At 61.5% G+C, this 18,120-nt stretch carries 11 protein-coding genes; 4 read left to right on the top strand and 7 right to left on the bottom strand.

Annotation, left to right across the window (positions count from 1 at the left end; translation table 11 throughout):
• Nucleotide 1: 1 nt before the first annotated feature.
• On the bottom strand, nucleotides 2-3,343 hold the full coding sequence (gene treS / locus AC3WJW_RS24910) for a maltose alpha-D-glucosyltransferase (RefSeq protein ID WP_493727795.1): 3,342 nt from the start codon (nucleotides 3,341-3,343) through the stop codon (nucleotides 2-4).
• Nucleotides 3,344-3,485: 142 nt separating this feature from the next.
• Entirely contained in the window at nucleotides 3,486-5,483 is a 1,998-nt protein-coding gene (locus AC3WJW_RS24905) for an alpha-1,4-glucan--maltose-1-phosphate maltosyltransferase (RefSeq protein WP_493727794.1), read from the bottom strand.
• Between the two features lie 203 nt (nucleotides 5,484-5,686).
• Here AC3WJW_RS24905 and AC3WJW_RS24900 point away from each other — a divergent pair, with 203 nt between their 5' ends.
• Nucleotides 5,687-5,854 carry a hypothetical protein gene (locus AC3WJW_RS24900; protein WP_167399503.1) on the top strand — a complete coding sequence of 56 codons (168 nt, stop codon included), beginning with the start codon at nucleotides 5,687-5,689 and terminating at the stop codon, nucleotides 5,852-5,854.
• A gap of 63 nt (nucleotides 5,855-5,917) precedes the next feature.
• On the opposite strand, the gene AC3WJW_RS24895 is transcribed toward AC3WJW_RS24900, so the two are convergent.
• Nucleotides 5,918-6,415 (bottom strand): MgtC/SapB family protein, encoded by a 498-nt coding sequence (locus AC3WJW_RS24895; protein ID WP_493727793.1) that lies wholly within the window; start codon nucleotides 6,413-6,415, stop codon nucleotides 5,918-5,920.
• Between the two features lie 120 nt (nucleotides 6,416-6,535).
• Between AC3WJW_RS24895 and AC3WJW_RS24890 the strand changes: the two genes are divergently transcribed.
• The 3 genes from AC3WJW_RS24890 to mapR all read left to right on the top strand — a co-directional run bounded on the left by AC3WJW_RS24890 (nucleotide 6,536) and on the right by mapR (nucleotide 9,931).
• Entirely contained in the window at nucleotides 6,536-6,769 is a 234-nt protein-coding gene (locus AC3WJW_RS24890; protein WP_015095303.1) for a DUF3203 family protein, read from the top strand.
• Nucleotides 6,770-6,964: 195 nt separating this feature from the next.
• Nucleotides 6,965-8,377 (top strand): cytochrome c oxidase accessory protein CcoG, encoded by a 1,413-nt coding sequence (gene ccoG / locus AC3WJW_RS24885; protein WP_493727792.1) that lies wholly within the window; start codon nucleotides 6,965-6,967, stop codon nucleotides 8,375-8,377.
• Between the two features lie 144 nt (nucleotides 8,378-8,521).
• Entirely contained in the window at nucleotides 8,522-9,931 is a 1,410-nt protein-coding gene (gene mapR, locus AC3WJW_RS24880) for a GntR family transcriptional regulator MpaR (RefSeq protein WP_102700036.1), read from the top strand.
• Nucleotides 9,932-10,083: 152 nt separating this feature from the next.
• Here the strand turns inward: mapR and AC3WJW_RS24875 are convergent, their stop codons facing one another.
• From AC3WJW_RS24875 to AC3WJW_RS24860, 4 genes are all read right to left on the bottom strand, one after another.
• A complete protein-coding gene (locus AC3WJW_RS24875) occupies nucleotides 10,084-10,830 on the bottom strand; it encodes an SDR family oxidoreductase (protein ID WP_493727791.1) in 747 nt (248 codons plus the stop codon).
• 222 nt (nucleotides 10,831-11,052) lie between these two features.
• Nucleotides 11,053-13,134, bottom strand: a complete 2,082-nt coding sequence (locus AC3WJW_RS24870) for a putative bifunctional diguanylate cyclase/phosphodiesterase (protein WP_493727790.1) — start codon at nucleotides 13,132-13,134, stop codon at nucleotides 11,053-11,055.
• A gap of 296 nt (nucleotides 13,135-13,430) precedes the next feature.
• The gene (locus AC3WJW_RS24865; protein WP_429382266.1) at nucleotides 13,431-14,912 is read right to left on the bottom strand and encodes an efflux transporter outer membrane subunit; all 1,482 of its coding nucleotides are present in this window, start codon (nucleotides 14,910-14,912) and stop codon (nucleotides 13,431-13,433) included.
• Nucleotides 14,909-18,016, bottom strand: coding sequence for an efflux RND transporter permease subunit (locus AC3WJW_RS24860; protein ID WP_493727789.1), 3,108 nt, complete (start codon nucleotides 18,014-18,016; stop codon nucleotides 14,909-14,911). Before AC3WJW_RS24860 ends, AC3WJW_RS24865 begins: the two co-directional genes overlap by 4 nt.
• Nucleotides 18,017-18,120 lie beyond the last annotated feature (104 nt).

Here is an 18,120-nt window from a genome sequence, read left to right as displayed (position 1 = left end):
ACTACTCTCCACCAAGATCGGAAAAGGGTTTAAGCCCACTCAATAATCCATATAAACCGTGCAACGGCACGGGCAACCAGGTGGGGCGATTTTCCGCCTCATAGGCCACTTCATACGCCGCCTTCTCCAGACCGAACAACGCAAGCGCAGCGTCCTCGCCTTCGGGATCTTGCCATGCATGGGCAAGACTAGCTGCCGCCAGCCGATAGGCGTCGACAAATGCTGTTCGCGCTTCACTCAAGTAGCGCTCGGTGACCCGCACACGCGCGGCATCGGCCGCCGCCGTGTTATCGACGTTGTGCACGTTGATCGCCATTGCCGCCGCATAGTCGAAGGAACGCAGCACGCCACTGACATCCTTGTACGGGCTGTGTTTGCCCCGACGTTCATGCAAGGGCCGCGCCGGTTCCCCCTCGAAGTCGATCAAGTACGCATCGCCCTTGATCACCAGCACCTGGCCCAGATGCAGGTCGCCATGCACACGAATGCGCAAGCCGCCCGCAGTCTTTTTGCCCAACGCTTGCACATGTCCGAGAATGGCTTTTTTGTTGTCCAGTAAACGGCTGACCAGGGTCTGGTCCGCCGGGGTCAGTTGATTTTGATGCTGCTTGAGCAAGTTCAGCGCGTGCTCGATTTGCGTTGCGACATCCCTGGCCGAGGCCAGCGCGTCCTTCTGCGTGGTGACCTGCGGCAAGAAGTCCGGATTGGCATTGGGCGCTGCCAGCACTTGATGCATTTCCCCCAGGCGCCGGCCCAGCATACCGGCAAAATCTTTCAGTTCGCCGAGCGCGTTGTAGTGTTGCTCCTGCTCGGACATGGCGTCGGCCAGTTCATCGCGCAACGCCCGTTCGAGGTTGTTTTGCGTCCATTCCCAGGCATCGCCCTGATTGTTCAGGTAGCCCTGCGCGATCATCAGCAGGTTGTCTTCACCCGCCCCGTCCCGGCGCACCACGGCCCCCAGCAGTGGCGAGATATTGCTGAACCCGGCTGCGGTCAGACAGGCGCTCATTTCCAGTTCAGGATGCACGCCGCTGGCGACCTTGCGGATCAGCTTGAGCACCATGCTGTTGCCGATCACCACCGAGCTGTTGGACTGTTCCGCCGACAGGTAGCGCACCGGCGAATCGGCATTGAGGCCGAGTTTTTCCAGTTCGGCGGTGGACTCGAAGCGAATGTCGCCATCGCTGGAGGGCAATACGGTACCGGCCTGAATCCCTTGCAATACGGCATGCACGAAGGATTCCAGGCTGAAGGCATCGGTGATCAGGCCGACCTGGCGTCCGCGCCGTACCCGCGACAGCGCCAGCTGCTGTGGTAGCGGCGTACCGACCTGATCCTCGGAGATAAAGCCGAACGGCAACTGATAGCGACTGCTCTGGCCACCGCTGGTGACATTGATCTCACTGAACAGCACCGGATGTTGCGCATCGCCGAAGCGTACGCCGTAGGCCAGATCGACCTGCTCGATGGCGGCGTCCTTGCCGGCGAACCAGCGACGATTCTGTAACCAGCTGGGCAGGATGCTTTGCTCAAGGGTGTGGCGTGACGGCGCTTCGAGCAGTTCCTCCATGCGTTTTTTCAGCACCAGCGTGGTGAAGTCCGGCAGGCTCTGTGCCGGCTCCACGTGCCAACTGGGCATCTGGTTTTCCGCGGCGAGGCCGAACCAGTAAAAGCCGTAGGGCGCGAGGGTCAGGAGGAAATTCAGCTGGCCGATGGGCGGGAACGCGTTTCCCCCGAGCATCTCCACCGGCACCATGCCGACGTAGGCCGACAGATCGAGCTCGGCGGCCTGGGCGCTGCGCGACACGTTGGCCACACACAGGATGACTTCGTGTTTGCCGTCCGCCCCGGTGTATTCACGGGTGTAGGCCAGAATCCGCCGGTTGCTCGGCGACAGCATCTTCAATGTACCGCGCCCGAAGGCCTTGGATTGCTTACGCACGGCAAGCATGCGCCGGGTCCAGTTCAACAGTGAATGCGGGTCGCCGGCCTGGGTTTCGACGTTGACCGACAGATAGCCGTATTGCGGGTCCATGATCGGCGGCAGTACCAGGCTGGCCGGGTCGGCGCGGGAGAAACCGCCGTTGCGGTCGATGGACCATTGCATCGGCGTGCGCACGCCATCGCGGTCGCCGAGGTAGATATTGTCGCCCATGCCGATCTCGTCGCCGTAATACAGGGTCGGCGTGCCGGGCATCGACAGCAGCAGGCTGTTGAGCAGTTCGACCCGGCGTCGGTCACGCTCCACCAGCGGCGCCAGGCGCCGGCGAATCCCCAGGTTGATCCGCGCGCGACGGTCGGCGGCGTAGTAATTCCACAGGTAATCGCGTTCCTTGTCGGTGACCATCTCCAGGGTCAGTTCATCGTGGTTGCGCAGGAAGATCGCCCATTGGCAGTTGGCGGGAATATCCGGGGTCTGACGCAGAATGTCGGTGATCGGGAAGCGATCTTCCTGGGCCAGCGCCATGTACATACGCGGCATCAACGGGAAGTGAAAGGCCATGTGGCATTCGTCGCCGTTCAGGCCCTTCTTGTCGGTGTCGCCGAAGTACAGTTGGGTGTCCTCCGGCCACTGATTGGCCTCCGCCAGCAGCATGCGGTCGGGGTAATTGGCGTCGATTTCGGCGCGGATCTGTTTCAGGACGTCGTGGGTTTCGGGCAGGTTTTCGTTGTTGGTGCCGTCGCGCTCGATCAAGTAGGGAATCGCATCCAGGCGCAAGCCGTCGATTCCCATGTCGAGCCAGTAACGCATCACCGAGAGCACCGCTTTCATGACCTGCGGGTTATCGAAATTCAGGTCCGGCTGGTGGGAGTAGAAACGGTGCCAGAAGTATTGGCCGGCGACCGGGTCCCAGGTCCAGTTGGACTTTTCGGTGTCGAGAAAGATGATGCGGGTGCCGTCGTATTTCTGATCGTCGTCGGACCACACGTAGAAGTCCCGCGCCGCCGATCCGGGTTTGGCCTTGCGTGCGCGCTGGAACCAGGGGTGCTGGTCGGAGGTGTGGTTGATGACCAGTTCGGTGATCACCCGCAGGCCGCGTTTGTGCGCCTCGGCAATGAATCGCCTGGCATCGGCCATGGTCCCGTAGTCACTGTGCACGCCGCGGTACTCGGCGATGTCATAACCGTCGTCGCGCCGTGGCGAGGGATAGAAGGGCAACAGCCAGATGGTGTTGACGCCCAGGTCGGCAATGTAGTCGAGCTTGGCGATGAGGCCGGGAAAGTCGCCGATCCCATCGTTGTTGGAGTCGAAATACGATTTGACGTGTACTTGATAGATCACCGCATCCTTGTACCAGAGCGGGTCCTTGATGAACGTGGCTGCCTTGGGTTTCTTCGCCATGTGAAACTCCTGGTGAATTCATAAAGGCCGCTCTCAGACGCCCCCTGTAGGAGCTGCCGCAGGCTGCGATCTTTTGATCTTCGCTTTCTTTAAAGCAAAAGATCGCAGCCTTCGGCAGCTCCTACAGGGGGGGGCGGCGCATTCAAGAGGCGGTGATGCGCCAGATCCCGAACGGCTGGTAGGCCGGGTCGATCCGCATGAACTGATGCTTGCCATGCCAGGTCCAGCGATGGCCATTCATCAGGTCTTCGCCCTGGGTGCTGGCGTTGTCGGGCAGGCCCATTTCCCACAGCGGCAACTCGAAATTCGCCTCCTGCACGTTGTGCGGATCGAGACTGACCGCCACCAGAATAAAGTTGCTGCCGTCAAAGCTGCGTTTGCCGAAGTACAGGATATTGTCGTTCCAGGCGTTGTAGACCTTCAGGCCCAGATGCGTGTGCAGCGCCGGGTTCTGCCGACGGATGCGGTTGAGCTGGGCAATCTCGGCAATGATGTTGCCCGGCGCATTGAAGTCCCTGGGGCGGATCTCGTACTTCTCGGAGTCGAGATACTCCTCCTTGCCCGGCACCGGTGCCGACTCGCACAACTCGAAACCCGAATACATGCCCCACAGGCCCGAACCCATGGTCGCCAGCACGGCGCGGATGAGGAACCCGGGACGCCCGGACTCATGCAGGAACGCCGGGTTGATGTCCGGGGTATTGACGAAGAAATTCGGCCGGTAACACTCGCGCCACGGCGATTCGTTGAGTTCAGTGAAGTAAGTCGCCAGTTCGTCCTTGGTGTTGCGCCAGGTGAAATAGGTGTAGCTCTGGGAGTAACCGACCTTGCCCAGGCGCGCCATCATCGCCGGGGTAGTAAAGGCCTCGGCCAGGAAGATCACTTCGGGGTACAGCGCCCGTACATCAGCGATCAGCCATTGCCAGAACGGCAACGGCTTGGTGTGCGGGTTATCGACGCGAAAGATCTTCACGCCCTCCTCGACCCAGCCCACCACGATGTCGCGCAGCTCCACCCACAGGCTCGGAATCGCCTCGGGGGCATAGAAGTCGACGTTGACGATGTCCTGGTATTTCTTCGGCGGGTTCTCCGCGTATTTGATCGAGCCGTCGGGCCGCCAATTGAACCAGCCGGGGTGCTGCTTGAGCCATGGGTGGTCCTGGGAGCACTGGATGGCGAAGTCGAGGGCGATTTCCAGGCCGTGGGCCGCAGCGGCCGACACCAGTCGGCGGAAGTCTTCGCGAGTCCCCAACTGTTTGTGAATCGCCTCGTGCCCGCCCTCCTCGCTACCGATCGCATAGGGACTGCCCGGATCATCGGGGCCTGCCGTCAGTGAGTTGTTCGGGCCTTTGCGGTAGCTGCGCCCGATCGGGTGGATCGGCGGGAAATACAGCACATCGAAGCCCATGTCGTGGATCATCGCCAGCCGCGAATGCACGTCGTTGAAAGTACCGTGGCGTTCCGGACTGTCGGTGATCGAACGCGGAAACAATTCATACCAACTGGCGAACTGCGCCAGCTCGCGCTCCACATCCACCGGGTACTCCGGGCTCAGGCTCAGGTAGGCACGATGATCGACACGGGCCATGAGGTCGGCGCTACGCGGGTGCAAAAACAGTGCGACCTGCTCGGTTTCGAGCAGTCCTGCCAGTTCATGGTGCAATGCCGCCAATTGCTCGCTGAGTTGCCCCTCACTGCGCTCGGCCGCTTGCTGCACCTGGATCCGCCCCTCCTGCAATTCGAGGCTGACGGGCACCGCTGCCACATGCTTCTTTTCCAGTTCGTAGCGAAAACTGGCGAACTGATCGATCCAGGCTTCGATACAGTAAAGATAACGGCCCTGACTGTTCACCCGGAACTGCCCCTGCCAACCGTTGTTGCCCAGATCGTGCATGACAGCGCTTTGCCAGACGTCCTCGTCCTCGGCCCGCCAGCGCACGCGAACCGCCAGCTTGTCATGCCCGTCGGCAAAGACCTTGGCCGTGACCACCACATCCTGCCCAACCACCGCCTTGACCGCGAACTGCCCGCCTTCAAGGGTCGGCATGATGTTTTCCATGACAATGCGCGGCAGCAACAGCGCCTGCGACAGCGGCATGTGCGGGTTGTAGCTCAACTCAGTCGGTTTTTCAGCCGTCATCGAGCCTCTCTCCTTACGCCCCATGGACGCGCTTGTGTCGGGTCGCCATCCCGTTGGGCCATCCGCCCCGGGACGGACTCACTTAGGTTCCGAGCGATGGCTGCCGGGAAAAGTTCATCAGCAATTTGCGGAATCAAATCGTTCGCGCAGCAGTCAACCTACTTAAGCACGACTCACGCCATGTGCCACCGGAGGCCTGACCAATGAACAATCCATTCCCGGCTGAAACCCCCGATCCAAACATTGACAACCCGGTGATCCCCCCCAGCGAACCACAACCGGTGCCCGAACAGGACCCGCCCGGCACGACCCCGCCGCCAAGGGAAGAACCCCCAGCGACGATGCCGCCGGTGATTGTGAATCCTGAATGAAGACAGTTGATCGTTCCCATACAATCAGGGCATACAGTCAGGGCATGCAGGCAGGGAACGAACTCAGGGTTGATCCTTGTCAATCAGCTTCACAATCCTCGGCATCACACTGAACACCCCCAACGCCAACAGCGTGCTGAGCACTGCCGTCGCCTCCCGTCCCAGCCCGGTGGCGACGCCGATGGCGGCGGTCATCCACAGGCCGGCGGCGGTGGTCAGGCCCTTGACGTCGCTTTCGTCGCCGTCGCGGTTTTTCAGGATGGTGCCGGCCCCGAGAAAGCCGATACCGGCAATCACGCCCTGCACGACCCGACTCATGGCATCGGCCTGTGAACCGGACATCTGCGGCACCAGCACGAACAGCGCCGCCCCCATCGCCACCAGCATGTGGGTGCGCACGCCAGCGGCCTTGCCCTGGTGCTCACGTTCGAACCCGAGAATTCCGCCCAGCACGGCGGCCATCAACAAACGCACGGTCATCCGCGTCAATTGCGACGCATCGGTGATATCGGCGAACTCGGCTTGCAGGGTCACCCAGACTTCGTGCCACCAGGCGTTCATGGTGTTGTCCTTGTGAGGAGCCATGGAGAGTGGACCGCAGCGACCATTAATCGGTTGCACAGAACGATGACCGGCGGTTGCGGCCTGAAACTTCAGATACCCCTGAAAAAGGATTCCGCCATGACCGTGCGCATCGAGAACCAGACCTGCTTTTTCACCACCGAAAATGGCGAACAGATTCGTCTGTGTCCTGATGTGACCATCGTCACCGATGGTCGCAAAGCCATGTCGGCGGTGGACATCGAAGGCCAGCGCATCTACATCACCGAAGCGGAAGCCGACGCCTTGACCGTCGCAGGCGCCGTGGATGGACGCCGGCACCTGAAAGCCAGCGACAGTGATTCGGTGATTTGACTGACGTTGATCAACAGCCGTCGCAGCTGTTGTGCTTAGGCGGTTGCACCTTGGTGCGACGGCTGCTTCAAGTTGTCGCAGGCCGGGCGAACACGGCCATCTGATCCGCTTTTTAATGCAATACCTGAGTCTGTTATGCAAACAGATCGCCGCTCATAGTGCTCATGCCTGATGGAGGCTGATGAGCGAAAGACCATGAGCGATAGAATCCCCGTCCGAACCGTAGAAACATTCGAGCCTCCGCGTCCAAAGACGAAGGCCGGAACCAGCGACAACCTGATCCACACCCGCAGCTTCAGCGGGCTGTTCCGCAACCTGCGCATCAGCGGCGCGGGTTTTCTGTTTTTGCTGTTTTTCGGCACCGTGTGGTTGAACTGGGGCGGCCGCCAGGCGGTGCTCTGGGATCTTTCCGAAAGTAAATTCCATATCTTCGGCGCGACTTTCTGGCCGCAGGACTTCATCCTGCTGTCGGCGCTGTTGATCATCGCCGCGTTCGGCCTGTTCGCGATCACCGTGTTTGCCGGCCGGGTCTGGTGCGGCTACACCTGCCCACAAAGCTCGTGGACCTGGATCTTCATGTGGTGCGAGAAAGTCACCGAGGGTGAGCGCAACCAACGGATCAAGCTGCAAGCCGCGCCGTGGGGCGTCAACAAACTGATGCGTCGCTCGGCCAAACACACCTTGTGGCTGGCCATCAGCCTGCTGACCGGCCTGACCTTCGTCGGCTACTTCACCCCGATCCGGCCACTGGCCGAAGAACTGCTGACTTTGCAAATGAGCGGCGTCAGCCTGTTCTGGGTGCTGTTTTTCACCGGTGCCACCTACATCAATGCCGGCTGGCTGCGTGAAGCGGTGTGCATGCACATGTGCCCTTACGCGCGGTTCCAGAGCGTGATGTTCGACAAAGACACCCTGACCATTTCCTACGACGTGGCCCGTGGCGAAAACCGTGGCCCGCGCAAACGCGAGGTCAAACCCGCCGAGGTCGGTTTGGGCGATTGCATCGATTGCCAGCTCTGCGTACAGGTTTGCCCGACCGGCATCGACATCCGCGATGGCTTGCAGATGGAATGCATCGGTTGCGCCGCGTGCATCGACGCCTGCGATTCGATCATGGACAAAATGGGCTACGCCCGGGGTTTGATCAGCTATACCTCCGAGCATCAGTTGCAAGGTGGCAAGACGCACCTGCTGCGCCCGCGCCTGATCGGTTACACCGCCGTGCTGCTGGTGATGATCGCCGCGCTGGTGGTGGCATTGGTGGAACGGCCGATGGTCTCGCTCGACGTCAGCAAGGACCGGGGTCTGTTTCGCGAAAACAGCCGGGGGCAGATCGAAAACATCTACAGCCTGAAGGTGATCAACAAGACCCAGCAGCGTCAGGACTACCAATTGCGCCTGGTCGATGCCGATGATTTCGAGTTGCAGGGCAAGACCGTGTTGAACCTGGCGCCGGGCGAGATTGTCGACGTGCCGGTGTCGGTGGCAATGCTCACGGAGCGCCCGGCCAGCAGTTCGCAGAGCATCAGCTTCGAAGTGGTCGACAGCGATGAGCCTGGCGTCTACAGCGTGGCGAAGAGCCGGTTTGTTGCGCCATTGAATCGCTGAGCCTTTAAGATGCAGAGCTTTGAAGATCGCAGCCTTCGGCAGCTCCTACACACGCAAGCCGATCCATTGTAGGAGCTGCCGAAGGCTGCGATCTTGGCGGTACCACCGTCCACCTCTCCAAAAGACACCCAACCGGGCATTTTGATGAAACGCTACGAAAAATTCGCCGACGACATCGCAGAACTGATCCGCTCCGGCGTCCTTGGACCCGGCCAGCGTGTACCGTCAGTGCGCTACGCCAGCCAGACCTACGGCGTCAGCCCGTCGACGGTGTTCCAGGCCTACTACCTGCTGGAACGTCGTGGACTGATCCGCGCCCGTCCGCGCTCCGGCTATTTCGTCAATGCCCATGCGCCGCGACCGTTTTCCGAGCCGGTGATCAGCAGCCAGGTCAACGAATCCACGGAAGTCGACGTCAGCGAACTGGTGTTTTCGGTACTCGACTCGATCAAGGACCCGAACACCGTGGCCTTCGGCTCGGCATTCCCCAGCCCGACGCTGTTCCCCCTGCAACGCTTGTCCCGCTCCCTGGCCAGCGCCACCCGCGAGATGGATCCGCGCATGGTGGTCACCGACATGTCGCCGGGCAACCCGCAGCTGCGCCGGCAAATCGCCCTGCGCTATATGGTCGGCGGACTGATGCTGCCCATGGAAGAACTGCTGATCACCAACGGCGCCCTGGAAGCCCTCAACCTGTGCCTGCAAGCGGTGACGCAACCTGGCGACCTGGTGGCCATCGAAGCCCCGGCGTTCTACGCCTGTCTGCAAGTGCTCGAACGCCTGAAACTCAAAGCCGTGGAAATCCCCGTGCATCCGCGCGACGGCATCGACCTCGGCGTGCTCGAACAAACGCTTGAACGCCATCCGATCAAGGCCTGCTGGTGCATGACCAGCTTCCAGAACCCCATGGGCGCCACCGTGCCCGAGGCCAAGAAACAGCAGCTCGTGGAACTGCTGCGCCGCCACCAGGTGCCGCTGATCGAAGACGATGTCTACGCCGAACTGTATTACGGTCAACAAGCGCCGAAACCGGCCAAGGCATTCGATACCGAAGGCCTGGTGATGCATTGCGGCTCGTTCGCCAAAAGCCTGGCCCCCGGTTACCGCATCGGCTGGGTCGCCGCCGGGCGCTACGCGCAGAAAATCGAACGCCTGAAACTCATGACCTCGCTGTGCGCGTCCATGCCTGCACAGGCGGCGATCGCCGACTACCTGCAGCACGGCGGCTACGACCGGCACCTGCGTAAATTGCGCCATGCACTGGAAGACCAGCAAGCCGCCATGCTCGCCGCCATCGCCCGCTATTTCCCGGCGCAGACCCGGGTGAGCCAACCGGCGGGCGGGTACTTTTTGTGGCTGGAATTGCCGGAGCAGATGGATTCGTTGAAGTTGTTTCAGATGGCGCTGGCGCAGGGGATCAGCATTGCGCCGGGGCCGATTTTTTCGCCGACGCAGCGGTTCAGGAATTGTATTAGGTTGAATTATGGGAGCCCGTGGGATGAGGCGGCGGAGAAGGCGATGGAGACGTTGGGGCGGATTGTGCGGTCGTTCTGATGGCTGGATGTTGCCCGTACTATCGCCTTCGCGAGCAGGCTCGCTCCCACAAGGGTTTATCGGTGTTCACATATAGTGTGTACACCGATAAACCCTTGTGGGAGCGAGCCTGCTCGCGAAGAGGCCATATTCAACAACACAAAACTGAAGTGTTAACGCCCACCGCCGAGATCGACAAATGTCCCCGTCGCATAGGAAGCCTTGTCCGACAGCAACCAGACAATCGCCTCCGCCACTTCATCCGGACGCCCGCCCCGTGCCATCGGGATCGCCGACTCAAGCTTGCTGACCCGGTCCGGATCGCCGCTCAAGGCATGGAAATCGGTGTAGATGTAGCCCGGGCGCACGGCGTTGACGCGAATCCCCTCTCCCGCCACTTCCTTGGACAGGCCGATGGTGAAGGTGTCGAGCGCACCTTTTGACGCCGCGTAATCGACGTATTCGTTGGGCGCGCCCAAGCGTGCGGCCACCGAGGACACGTTGACGATGCTGCCGCCCTGCCCGCCGTGCTTGGGCGACATGCGCAGGATCGCGTGCTTGGCGCAGAGGATCGGCGCCAGGACGTTGGTTTTCATGATCTTGAGGATGCGGAATTCGGACATTTCGTCGACACGGGACTTTTGCCCCACGGTGCCGGCGTTGTTGACCAGCGCCGTGACCCGGCCCAGTTCATTGTCGACCCGATGGAACAACGCGATGACTTCGTCTTCGATGCTGACGTCGGCCCGTACCGCAATGGCTTGCGCACCGAGGGCGCGGACTTGCTCGAGCACGCCGAGTGCAGCCTGTTCATCAGCCTGGTAGTTGATGCAGATCCGATAGCCCTGCGCGGCGGCCAACAGTGCGGTGGCGGCACCAATGCCGCGGCTGCCGCCGGTGATGACGATGACTTTGTCCATGCGAGCCTTCCCCCAATCAAAGCTTAAGCGGTCGGGGGCAAGAATAACCGCCATTGGCGGTTTTTGCATGAATTCGGCAGCGCTTTGTGGCGAGGGAGCTTGCTCCCGTTCGGCTGCGAAGCAGTCGCGATTTCAGGTGACTCAATAGGCTGAAAATCGGGGGCCGCTTCGCGCCCCGGCGGGAGCAAGCTCCCTCGCCACAACAAGCTCCTTCGCAACGGGTCAACTGGCAACCAGTGCCTCGCCGCGATGGATTTCCACCATGAAGCCGGCGGCCGGCAGCGGATGCCCCAGCAGGTAACCCTGCAACGAGTCGCAGCCGAGTTGCGTCAGGAAGTCCTGCTGCGAGTCCGTTTCCACACCTTCGGCAACGATGCGCAACCCCAGCGCCTGGCCGAGCGCCACGATGGCCGAAACGATGGCGGCGTCATCGCTGTCGCGCTCCAGGTCGCGGACAAAGCCGCGGTCGATCTTCAGCTCGTTGGCCGGCAGGCGCTTGAGGTACATCAAACTCGAATAACCGGTGCCAAAATCGTCGATGGACAGGTCGACGCCCATTGCCGAGAGTTCCTGAAGCACCGTCATGCTCGCGTCGGCATCGCTCATGGCGGTGGTTTCAGTGATTTCCAGGGTCAGGCTGTTGGCCGGCAGATGGTGAGTCGCCAGCGCCTTGGCGACGCTCTGGACCAGCCCGGCATGGCAAAACTGGATGGCCGACAGGTTCACGGCGATGCGCCAATCGGTGTAGCCCAGCACGTACCACTCGCGCATCTGGCGGCACGCTTCGTTGAGCACCCACTCGCCGATCGGAATGATCAGCCCGGTTTTTTCCGCCAGTTCGATGAATTTGTCCGGCAACAGCAACCCCTGCGTCGGATGCTCCCAGCGCAACAGGGCCTCGGCGCCCACCGGTCGGCCATTGGCGGCATCGAACTTGGGCTGGTAATGCAGGCTGAATTGCTGATGTTCCAAGGCATTGCGCAAGTCCTGCAGCAATTGCAGTTGCTTGCGCGCGTTGTTGTTCATCGAGGCGTCGAAAAAGCTGTAGCCGTTTTTACCCGCGCCCTTGGCGTGGTACATCGCCGCGTCGGCGTTCATCAGCAATTCGTGGGCGGACTGCCCGTTACCCGGATAGAGCGCGATGCCGACACTGGCGGAAATGTGCAAATCATGTTCGGCAACCCGGAACGCCTGCGCGATCAACCCGACCTGGCGGGCCGCGAGGTTCAAGGCATCGTTCTGTTCGCTCAATTGCACCAGCAACACGAACTCATCGCCGCCGATCCGCGCCAGGGTGTCCTGGCTGCGCAAGTCTTCGCGCAGGCGCAGGGCCACTTCGCGCAACAGCAAGTCGCCCATGTGGTGGCCGAAAGCATCGTTGACGGGTTTGAAGCCGTCCAGGTCGATGAACATCAGGGCAAAGCAACCACCCTCTTCACGAACCCGCGACATGGCCTGATCGATTCGGTCGGCGAGCAACGTCCGGTTCGGCAACCCGGTGAGAGTGTCATGCAGGGCCAGTTGGGTCAGTTCACGGTTGGCTTCGGTCAGCGACTGGGCCAGGCTCGCGGTGCGGGCCTCCAGACGTGCATCGAGGATCGAGGTCAGCAAGGCGATGCTCAGCACCGCCAGCGTGGTGATCAGCACCAGGTTGTCCAGGCCCTTGCCGCTCAACCCATCGACCGCCGCCCCGCAAAAGCTGCCATCGGCAAAGCGTGCAGCGGCCATCCCGGTGTAGTGCATGCCGACGATGGCGATGCCCATGATCACGGCGGCACCACCACGGATCAGACGGACATACGGCGTGTGTTGGCGCAAACGGAAAGCGATCCACAATGCCGCGCCCGAGGCACCGACTGCGATCATCAGCGAAGCGCCGAACAGCGTCGGGTCATAGTCGATGCCGGGTTGCATGCGCATGGCGGCCATGCCGGTGTAGTGCATCGCACTGATGCCGGCGCCCATGACCAGTGCGCCAAAGGCCAGTTGCCAGGCCGGCAGTTGCGGCTGGCTGACCAGCCACAGCGCAAAACCGCTGGAGAGCACGCCGATCAACAGCGACAACAGGGTGATTGCGCCGTCATAACCCAGATCGATCGGCAGCTTGAACGCGAGCATGCCGATAAAGTGCATCGACCAGATGCCGATGCCCATGGCAATGGCCCCGCCGGCGGTCCACAAATGCACGGCGCGGCCTTTGGCAGTGGCAATGCGTCCGGTCAGGTCGAGTGCGGTATATGAGGCGAGAATCGCGACACAGAGCGAAATGATAACCAGGGTGGGGGAATAGCTACCGATGAGCATGGGAACTTCTCGCGAATGCCCCCGTTAATGGTATTGATTCTCGCCGGGGGAAAATGCGGCGATTGTACTGATTCCGAATGAGAACGCACTCACAAAATTAGCAAAGGGCCATCAGTCCGATGAAACGTCTGTTTTAAGGTTTTACATTAACTCGCGTCAAGCTGCTGGCACCACAAAACCTGTGGGAGCGAGCTTGCTCGCGATGGCTGCGTCACATTCAGCATGAATGTTGCCTGAACCACCGCTATCGCGAGCAAGCTCGCTCCCACAGGGATTGCAGTGTCCGTTAGATTGCGCTATTGGCTGTCGCTCACTTCAAGCTGTCCATCCCAGCCACCCCCCAATGCCGCAATCAACTGCACGCTGGCGATCAGGCGGCTTTGCAACAGGTCCAGGTTACTGCGCTCATTGCTCAGCGCCGCCGCCTGGGTCACCACCACATCGATGTACGCGATCAAGCCGGCCTTGTACTGGTTCTGGGTCAGGCGCAACGATTCACGGGCGGCGTCCAGCGCCTGTTGGCGCACGACGGCTTCATCCTGCAGCACCTTGAGCTGCACCAGGAAATTTTCCACTTCGCGGAACCCGTCCAGTACGGTCTGGCGGTACTTGGCCACTGTTTCGTCATAGGCCGCTTCACTGCGGTCGACTTCCGCCGAGCGCTGGCCGCCGTCGAACAGGGTCATGGCCAATTGCGGCCCGACCGACCAGAAGCGGTTCGGCAGGCTGAACAAGTCTTTCGAGGTACTGCTGCTGTAACCACCGTTCAAGCTCAGGGTCAGGTCCGGGTAATAGGCAGCCTTGGCCACACCGATGTTGGCGTTGGCAGCCATTACCGAGCGTTCGGCGGATGCGATGTCCGGGCGACGCTCCAGCAGCTGCGAAGGCAGGGCTGGCGGTACTTGCGGCAACTGTGGAATGTCCTGGCTTTCCGCCAGGCTGAACTCCGCCGGCGGCAGGCCGATCAGCACAGCGATGGCGTTCTCGAACTGCGCGCGTTGCCAGATCAGATCGATCATGTCCGCTTCAGTGCTCTTGAGCTGCGTCTGGGCCTGGGCCACGGCGTCCTTGCCGGATACGCCCGCGCGGTACTGGTTCTCGGTCATCTTCAGGGAGCGCTGATAGGCCTCGACCGTGTCCTGGAGCAGGCGCTTCTGGCCATCGATCACGCGTAATTGCAGGTAATTCTGCACCAGTTCCGACTGCTGGCTCAGGCGCATGGCCGCCAGATCGGCAAAGCTTGCCTGGGCATTCGCGGTGTCGGCTTCCAGGCCACGGCGCAGCTTGCCCCACACATCCGCCTCCCAACTGACGCCCGCCTGGGCCGAATACGTGTCGCGAATACCGCTGGACGAACTGCTCAGGCTGGAGTTGCTGCTGCCGGTGCCCTGGCTTGAACGGTTCTTGCTGACGTTCAGGTCGACCGTCGGGAAAAACGCCCCGCGTGCACTGCGCACCAAGGCCTGGGCCTGACGGTACTGGGCTTCGGACTGGGCGACGGTCTGGTTGGCGCTGTTGAGCTGCTCGATCAGGCCATTGAGCTGTTGATCGCCATACAGCTCCCACCATGCGCCGCGCGCCAGGGCATCGCTCGGGTTGGCCTGGCGCCAGCCTTCTGCGGCCTTGTACTGCGCAGGTTCCGCGGTTTGCGGGCGCTGGTAATCCGGGCCGACGGCGCAGGCGCTGAGCATCGCCACGCACAGTGACAGGCTCAGCAGACGCGAGCCTCGAGCCGTGATCAGCGGTGCAGCCAGGTTGAAAAGCGAACGTTCAGTCATAGCGGAGTTTCCAGAGCAGCATCGGTACGCACTCCACGCCATTTGTTGAAGCGATGGCGCAGTTTGTCGAGATAGAGGTAAACCACTGGTGTGGTGTAAAGCGTCAACACCTGGCTGAAGATCAGCCCGCCGATGATGGTCAGGCCCAGTGGCTGGCGCATTTCCGCCCCTTCGGCGCGGCTCAGCAGCAATGGCAAGGCACCGAGGATCGCCGCCAGGGTGGTCATCAGGATCGGTCGCAAACGTTGCAGGCAGGCACTGCGAATCGATTCCAGCGGTGCCATGCCCTGATGCCGCTCCAGCTGCAACGCCAGGTCGATCATCAAAATCGCGTTTTTCTTGACCACGCCGATCAGCAGAAACAGCCCCAGCAACGAAATCAGGCTGAACTCGCCGCCCAGCGCATAGATCGACAGCAACGCGCCAACCCCGGCGGACGGCAGGGTGGACAGGATGGTCAGCGGATGAATGTAGCTTTCGTACAGCACACCCAAGACCAGATACACCGCCACCAACGCCCCCAGAATCATCCACGGCTGACTCTTTTGGGTCGCCGCGAAAGCGTCGGCTGTGCCGGCCATTTTCGCGATCACCTCTTCCGGCAGCCCGAGCTTGGCAATCGCCCGCTCGATGGCGGCACCACCCTGCTCCACGGTCACGCCTTCGGCCATGTCGAAGGCAATGCTTTCCGAGGCGAACTGGCCTTCGTGGCTGACCCGGTCGTTTTCCAGGCTGTTTTCGTAATGGGCGATGGTCGACAGCGGGATCCGCGCGCCATCGGCGGTGATGACCTGGACCTGCTTGAGGGTGACCGGGTCCTGGGCGTATTTCGGGTTGACCTCCATCACCACCTGATACTGGTTGAGGCTGTCGTAGATGGTCGAAATCTGCCGCTGGCTGTAGGCGTTGTTCAGCACCGCCGTGACCATCTCCATGTCGACACCCAGGCGCTTGGCCTGGTCGCGGTCGACGATCAGGGTCACTTGCCGGGCGCCCCGGCCTTCCCGCGCATCGATGGCCGTCAGTTCCGGCAAGGCCTTGAGCGCGGTGACGACTTTCGGATACCACTCGCGTAACGCCCCGAGATCCCCGCTTTGCAGGATGTAGGAGTATTGCGAGGTGGTCTGCTCACGGCCGCCGCCGAACTGCAGGTCCTGGTCGGCCATGAGCATCAGCTGTGCGCCGGGCACCTTGGGCATTTCCTTGCGCAGACGCTCGATGACTTTCTGCGCGGAAATGTTGCGCTCCTTGATCGGTTTCAGGCGCACCAGCATGAAGGCGTTGTTGGTGCCGTTACTGCCGCCGATGAAACCGGCGACGCTTTCTACCGCTTCATCCTTGAGCACCGCACGGCGAAAAATCTCCATCTTCGGCTGCATCACGCTGAAGGACAGGCCGTCGTCGCCGCGCACGAAACCGATCAGCTGACCGGTATCCTGTTGAGGTAAAAATGTTTTAGGAACAACAACATACAGCGCAATGTTCACTCCGATTGTCACGAACAGACTGAGCAACGTCAGGCGTTTGTAGCGCAGCACCCAGTCGAGGCTGGTGGCGTATTTGCCGACCATCCAGTCGTTGGCCCGCCGGCTCCAGCGTTGCAGGCGGTTCTCCTGCCCCGGCGTGTGCGGCTTGAGCCAGCGGGCGCAGAGCATCGGGGTCAGGGTCAACGACACCAGCAGCGAAACCACGATGGCCGCCGCCAGGGTGATGGAGAATTCGCGGAACAGGCTTTCAATGATCCCGCCCATGAACTGGATCGACAGGAACACCGCCACCAGCGACACGTTCATCGACAGCAAGGTAAAGCCGACTTCCTGGGCGCCGAGGTAGGCCGCCTTCATCGGCCGCACGCCTTCGTCGATGTGCCGGGAAATGTTCTCCAGCACCACGATGGCATCGTCCACCACCAGCCCGGTGGCCAGGATCAGCGCCATCAGCGACAGGTTGTTCAGCGAAAACCCGTAGAGGTACATCACGGCAAAGGTACCGACCAGCGACACCGGCACCGCCAGGGTCGGGATCAGCGAGGCGCGGAAGTTACCGAGGAACAGGAACACCACCAGGATCACCAGCGCCACGGCGATCAGCAGGGTCATTTCCGCCTCATGCAGCGTGGCCTTGATCACCGGCGAGCGGTCCATGGCCAGGTTCAGCTTGACGCTGGCCGGCAACACCGCCTGCAGCGCCGGCAACTGCGCCTTGATCTCGTTGACCGTCTCGATGATGTTGGCGCCGGCCTGCCGGTTGATCACCAGCAGCACCGCCGCGTCGTCGTTGAAGAAACCGCTGTTGTAGCGGTCTTCGACGCCGTCGCTGACCTTGGCCACGTCTTTCAGGCGCAGGGCCGCGCCGCCGTTGTAGTGAATGATCAGCGACTCGTAGTCCTTGGCCTTTTCCAACTGGTCGTTGGCCTGGACCTGCCACAGCCGCTGATCGTCTTCCACCGAGCCCTTGGGCCGGCGCACGTTGGCATTGGCGATGGTGTTGCGCACATCGTCCAGGGCCACGCCGTACTGGTTCAGCGCCTGCGGTTCGAGTTCGATACGCACCGCCGGCAGCGAACTGCCGCCGATCTGCACCTCGCCGACGCCCTGCACCTGGGACAGGCTCTGGGACAGGATCGTCGAGGCCAGGTCATAGAGCTGGCCTTTTTCCAGCACATCGGATGTCAGCGACAGCACCATGATCGGCGCCTGGGACGGGTTGACCTTCTTGTAGGTCGGCATGCTGCGCATCCCGCTGGGCAGCAGGTTGCGCGAGGCGTTGATGGCCGCTTGCACTTCCCGCGCCGCACCGTTGATGTCGCGGTCGAGGTCGAATTGCAGGATCACCCGGGTCGATCCCTGGCTGGAGCGGCTGCTCATGGTATTGACCCCGGCAATCGCGCCGAAAGAACGCTCCAGCGGCGTGGCCACCGTCGACGCCATGACCTCGGGGCTGGCGCCGGGCAGGCTGGCCTGGACCACGATCACCGGAAAGTCCATTTGCGGAAGCGGCGACACGGGCAGCAAACCGAAGCTCACGCCACCCAGCAGCATGATGGCCAGTGAAAGCAGCATGGTTGCCACGGGGCGTTTGATGAACGGTCCCGAGAGATTCATCGATGACTGCTCCCGGCACCAAACCACGAGCCCTGCTGCCCCCCTGTGGGAGCGGGCTTGCTCGCGATAGCGGTGTATCGACCAGCAATGATGTTGAACGTACG

This window comes from Pseudomonas sp. GW821-FHT07G06 (assembly GCF_058986625.1).
This window is presented reverse-complemented; position numbering and strand designations above follow the sequence as displayed.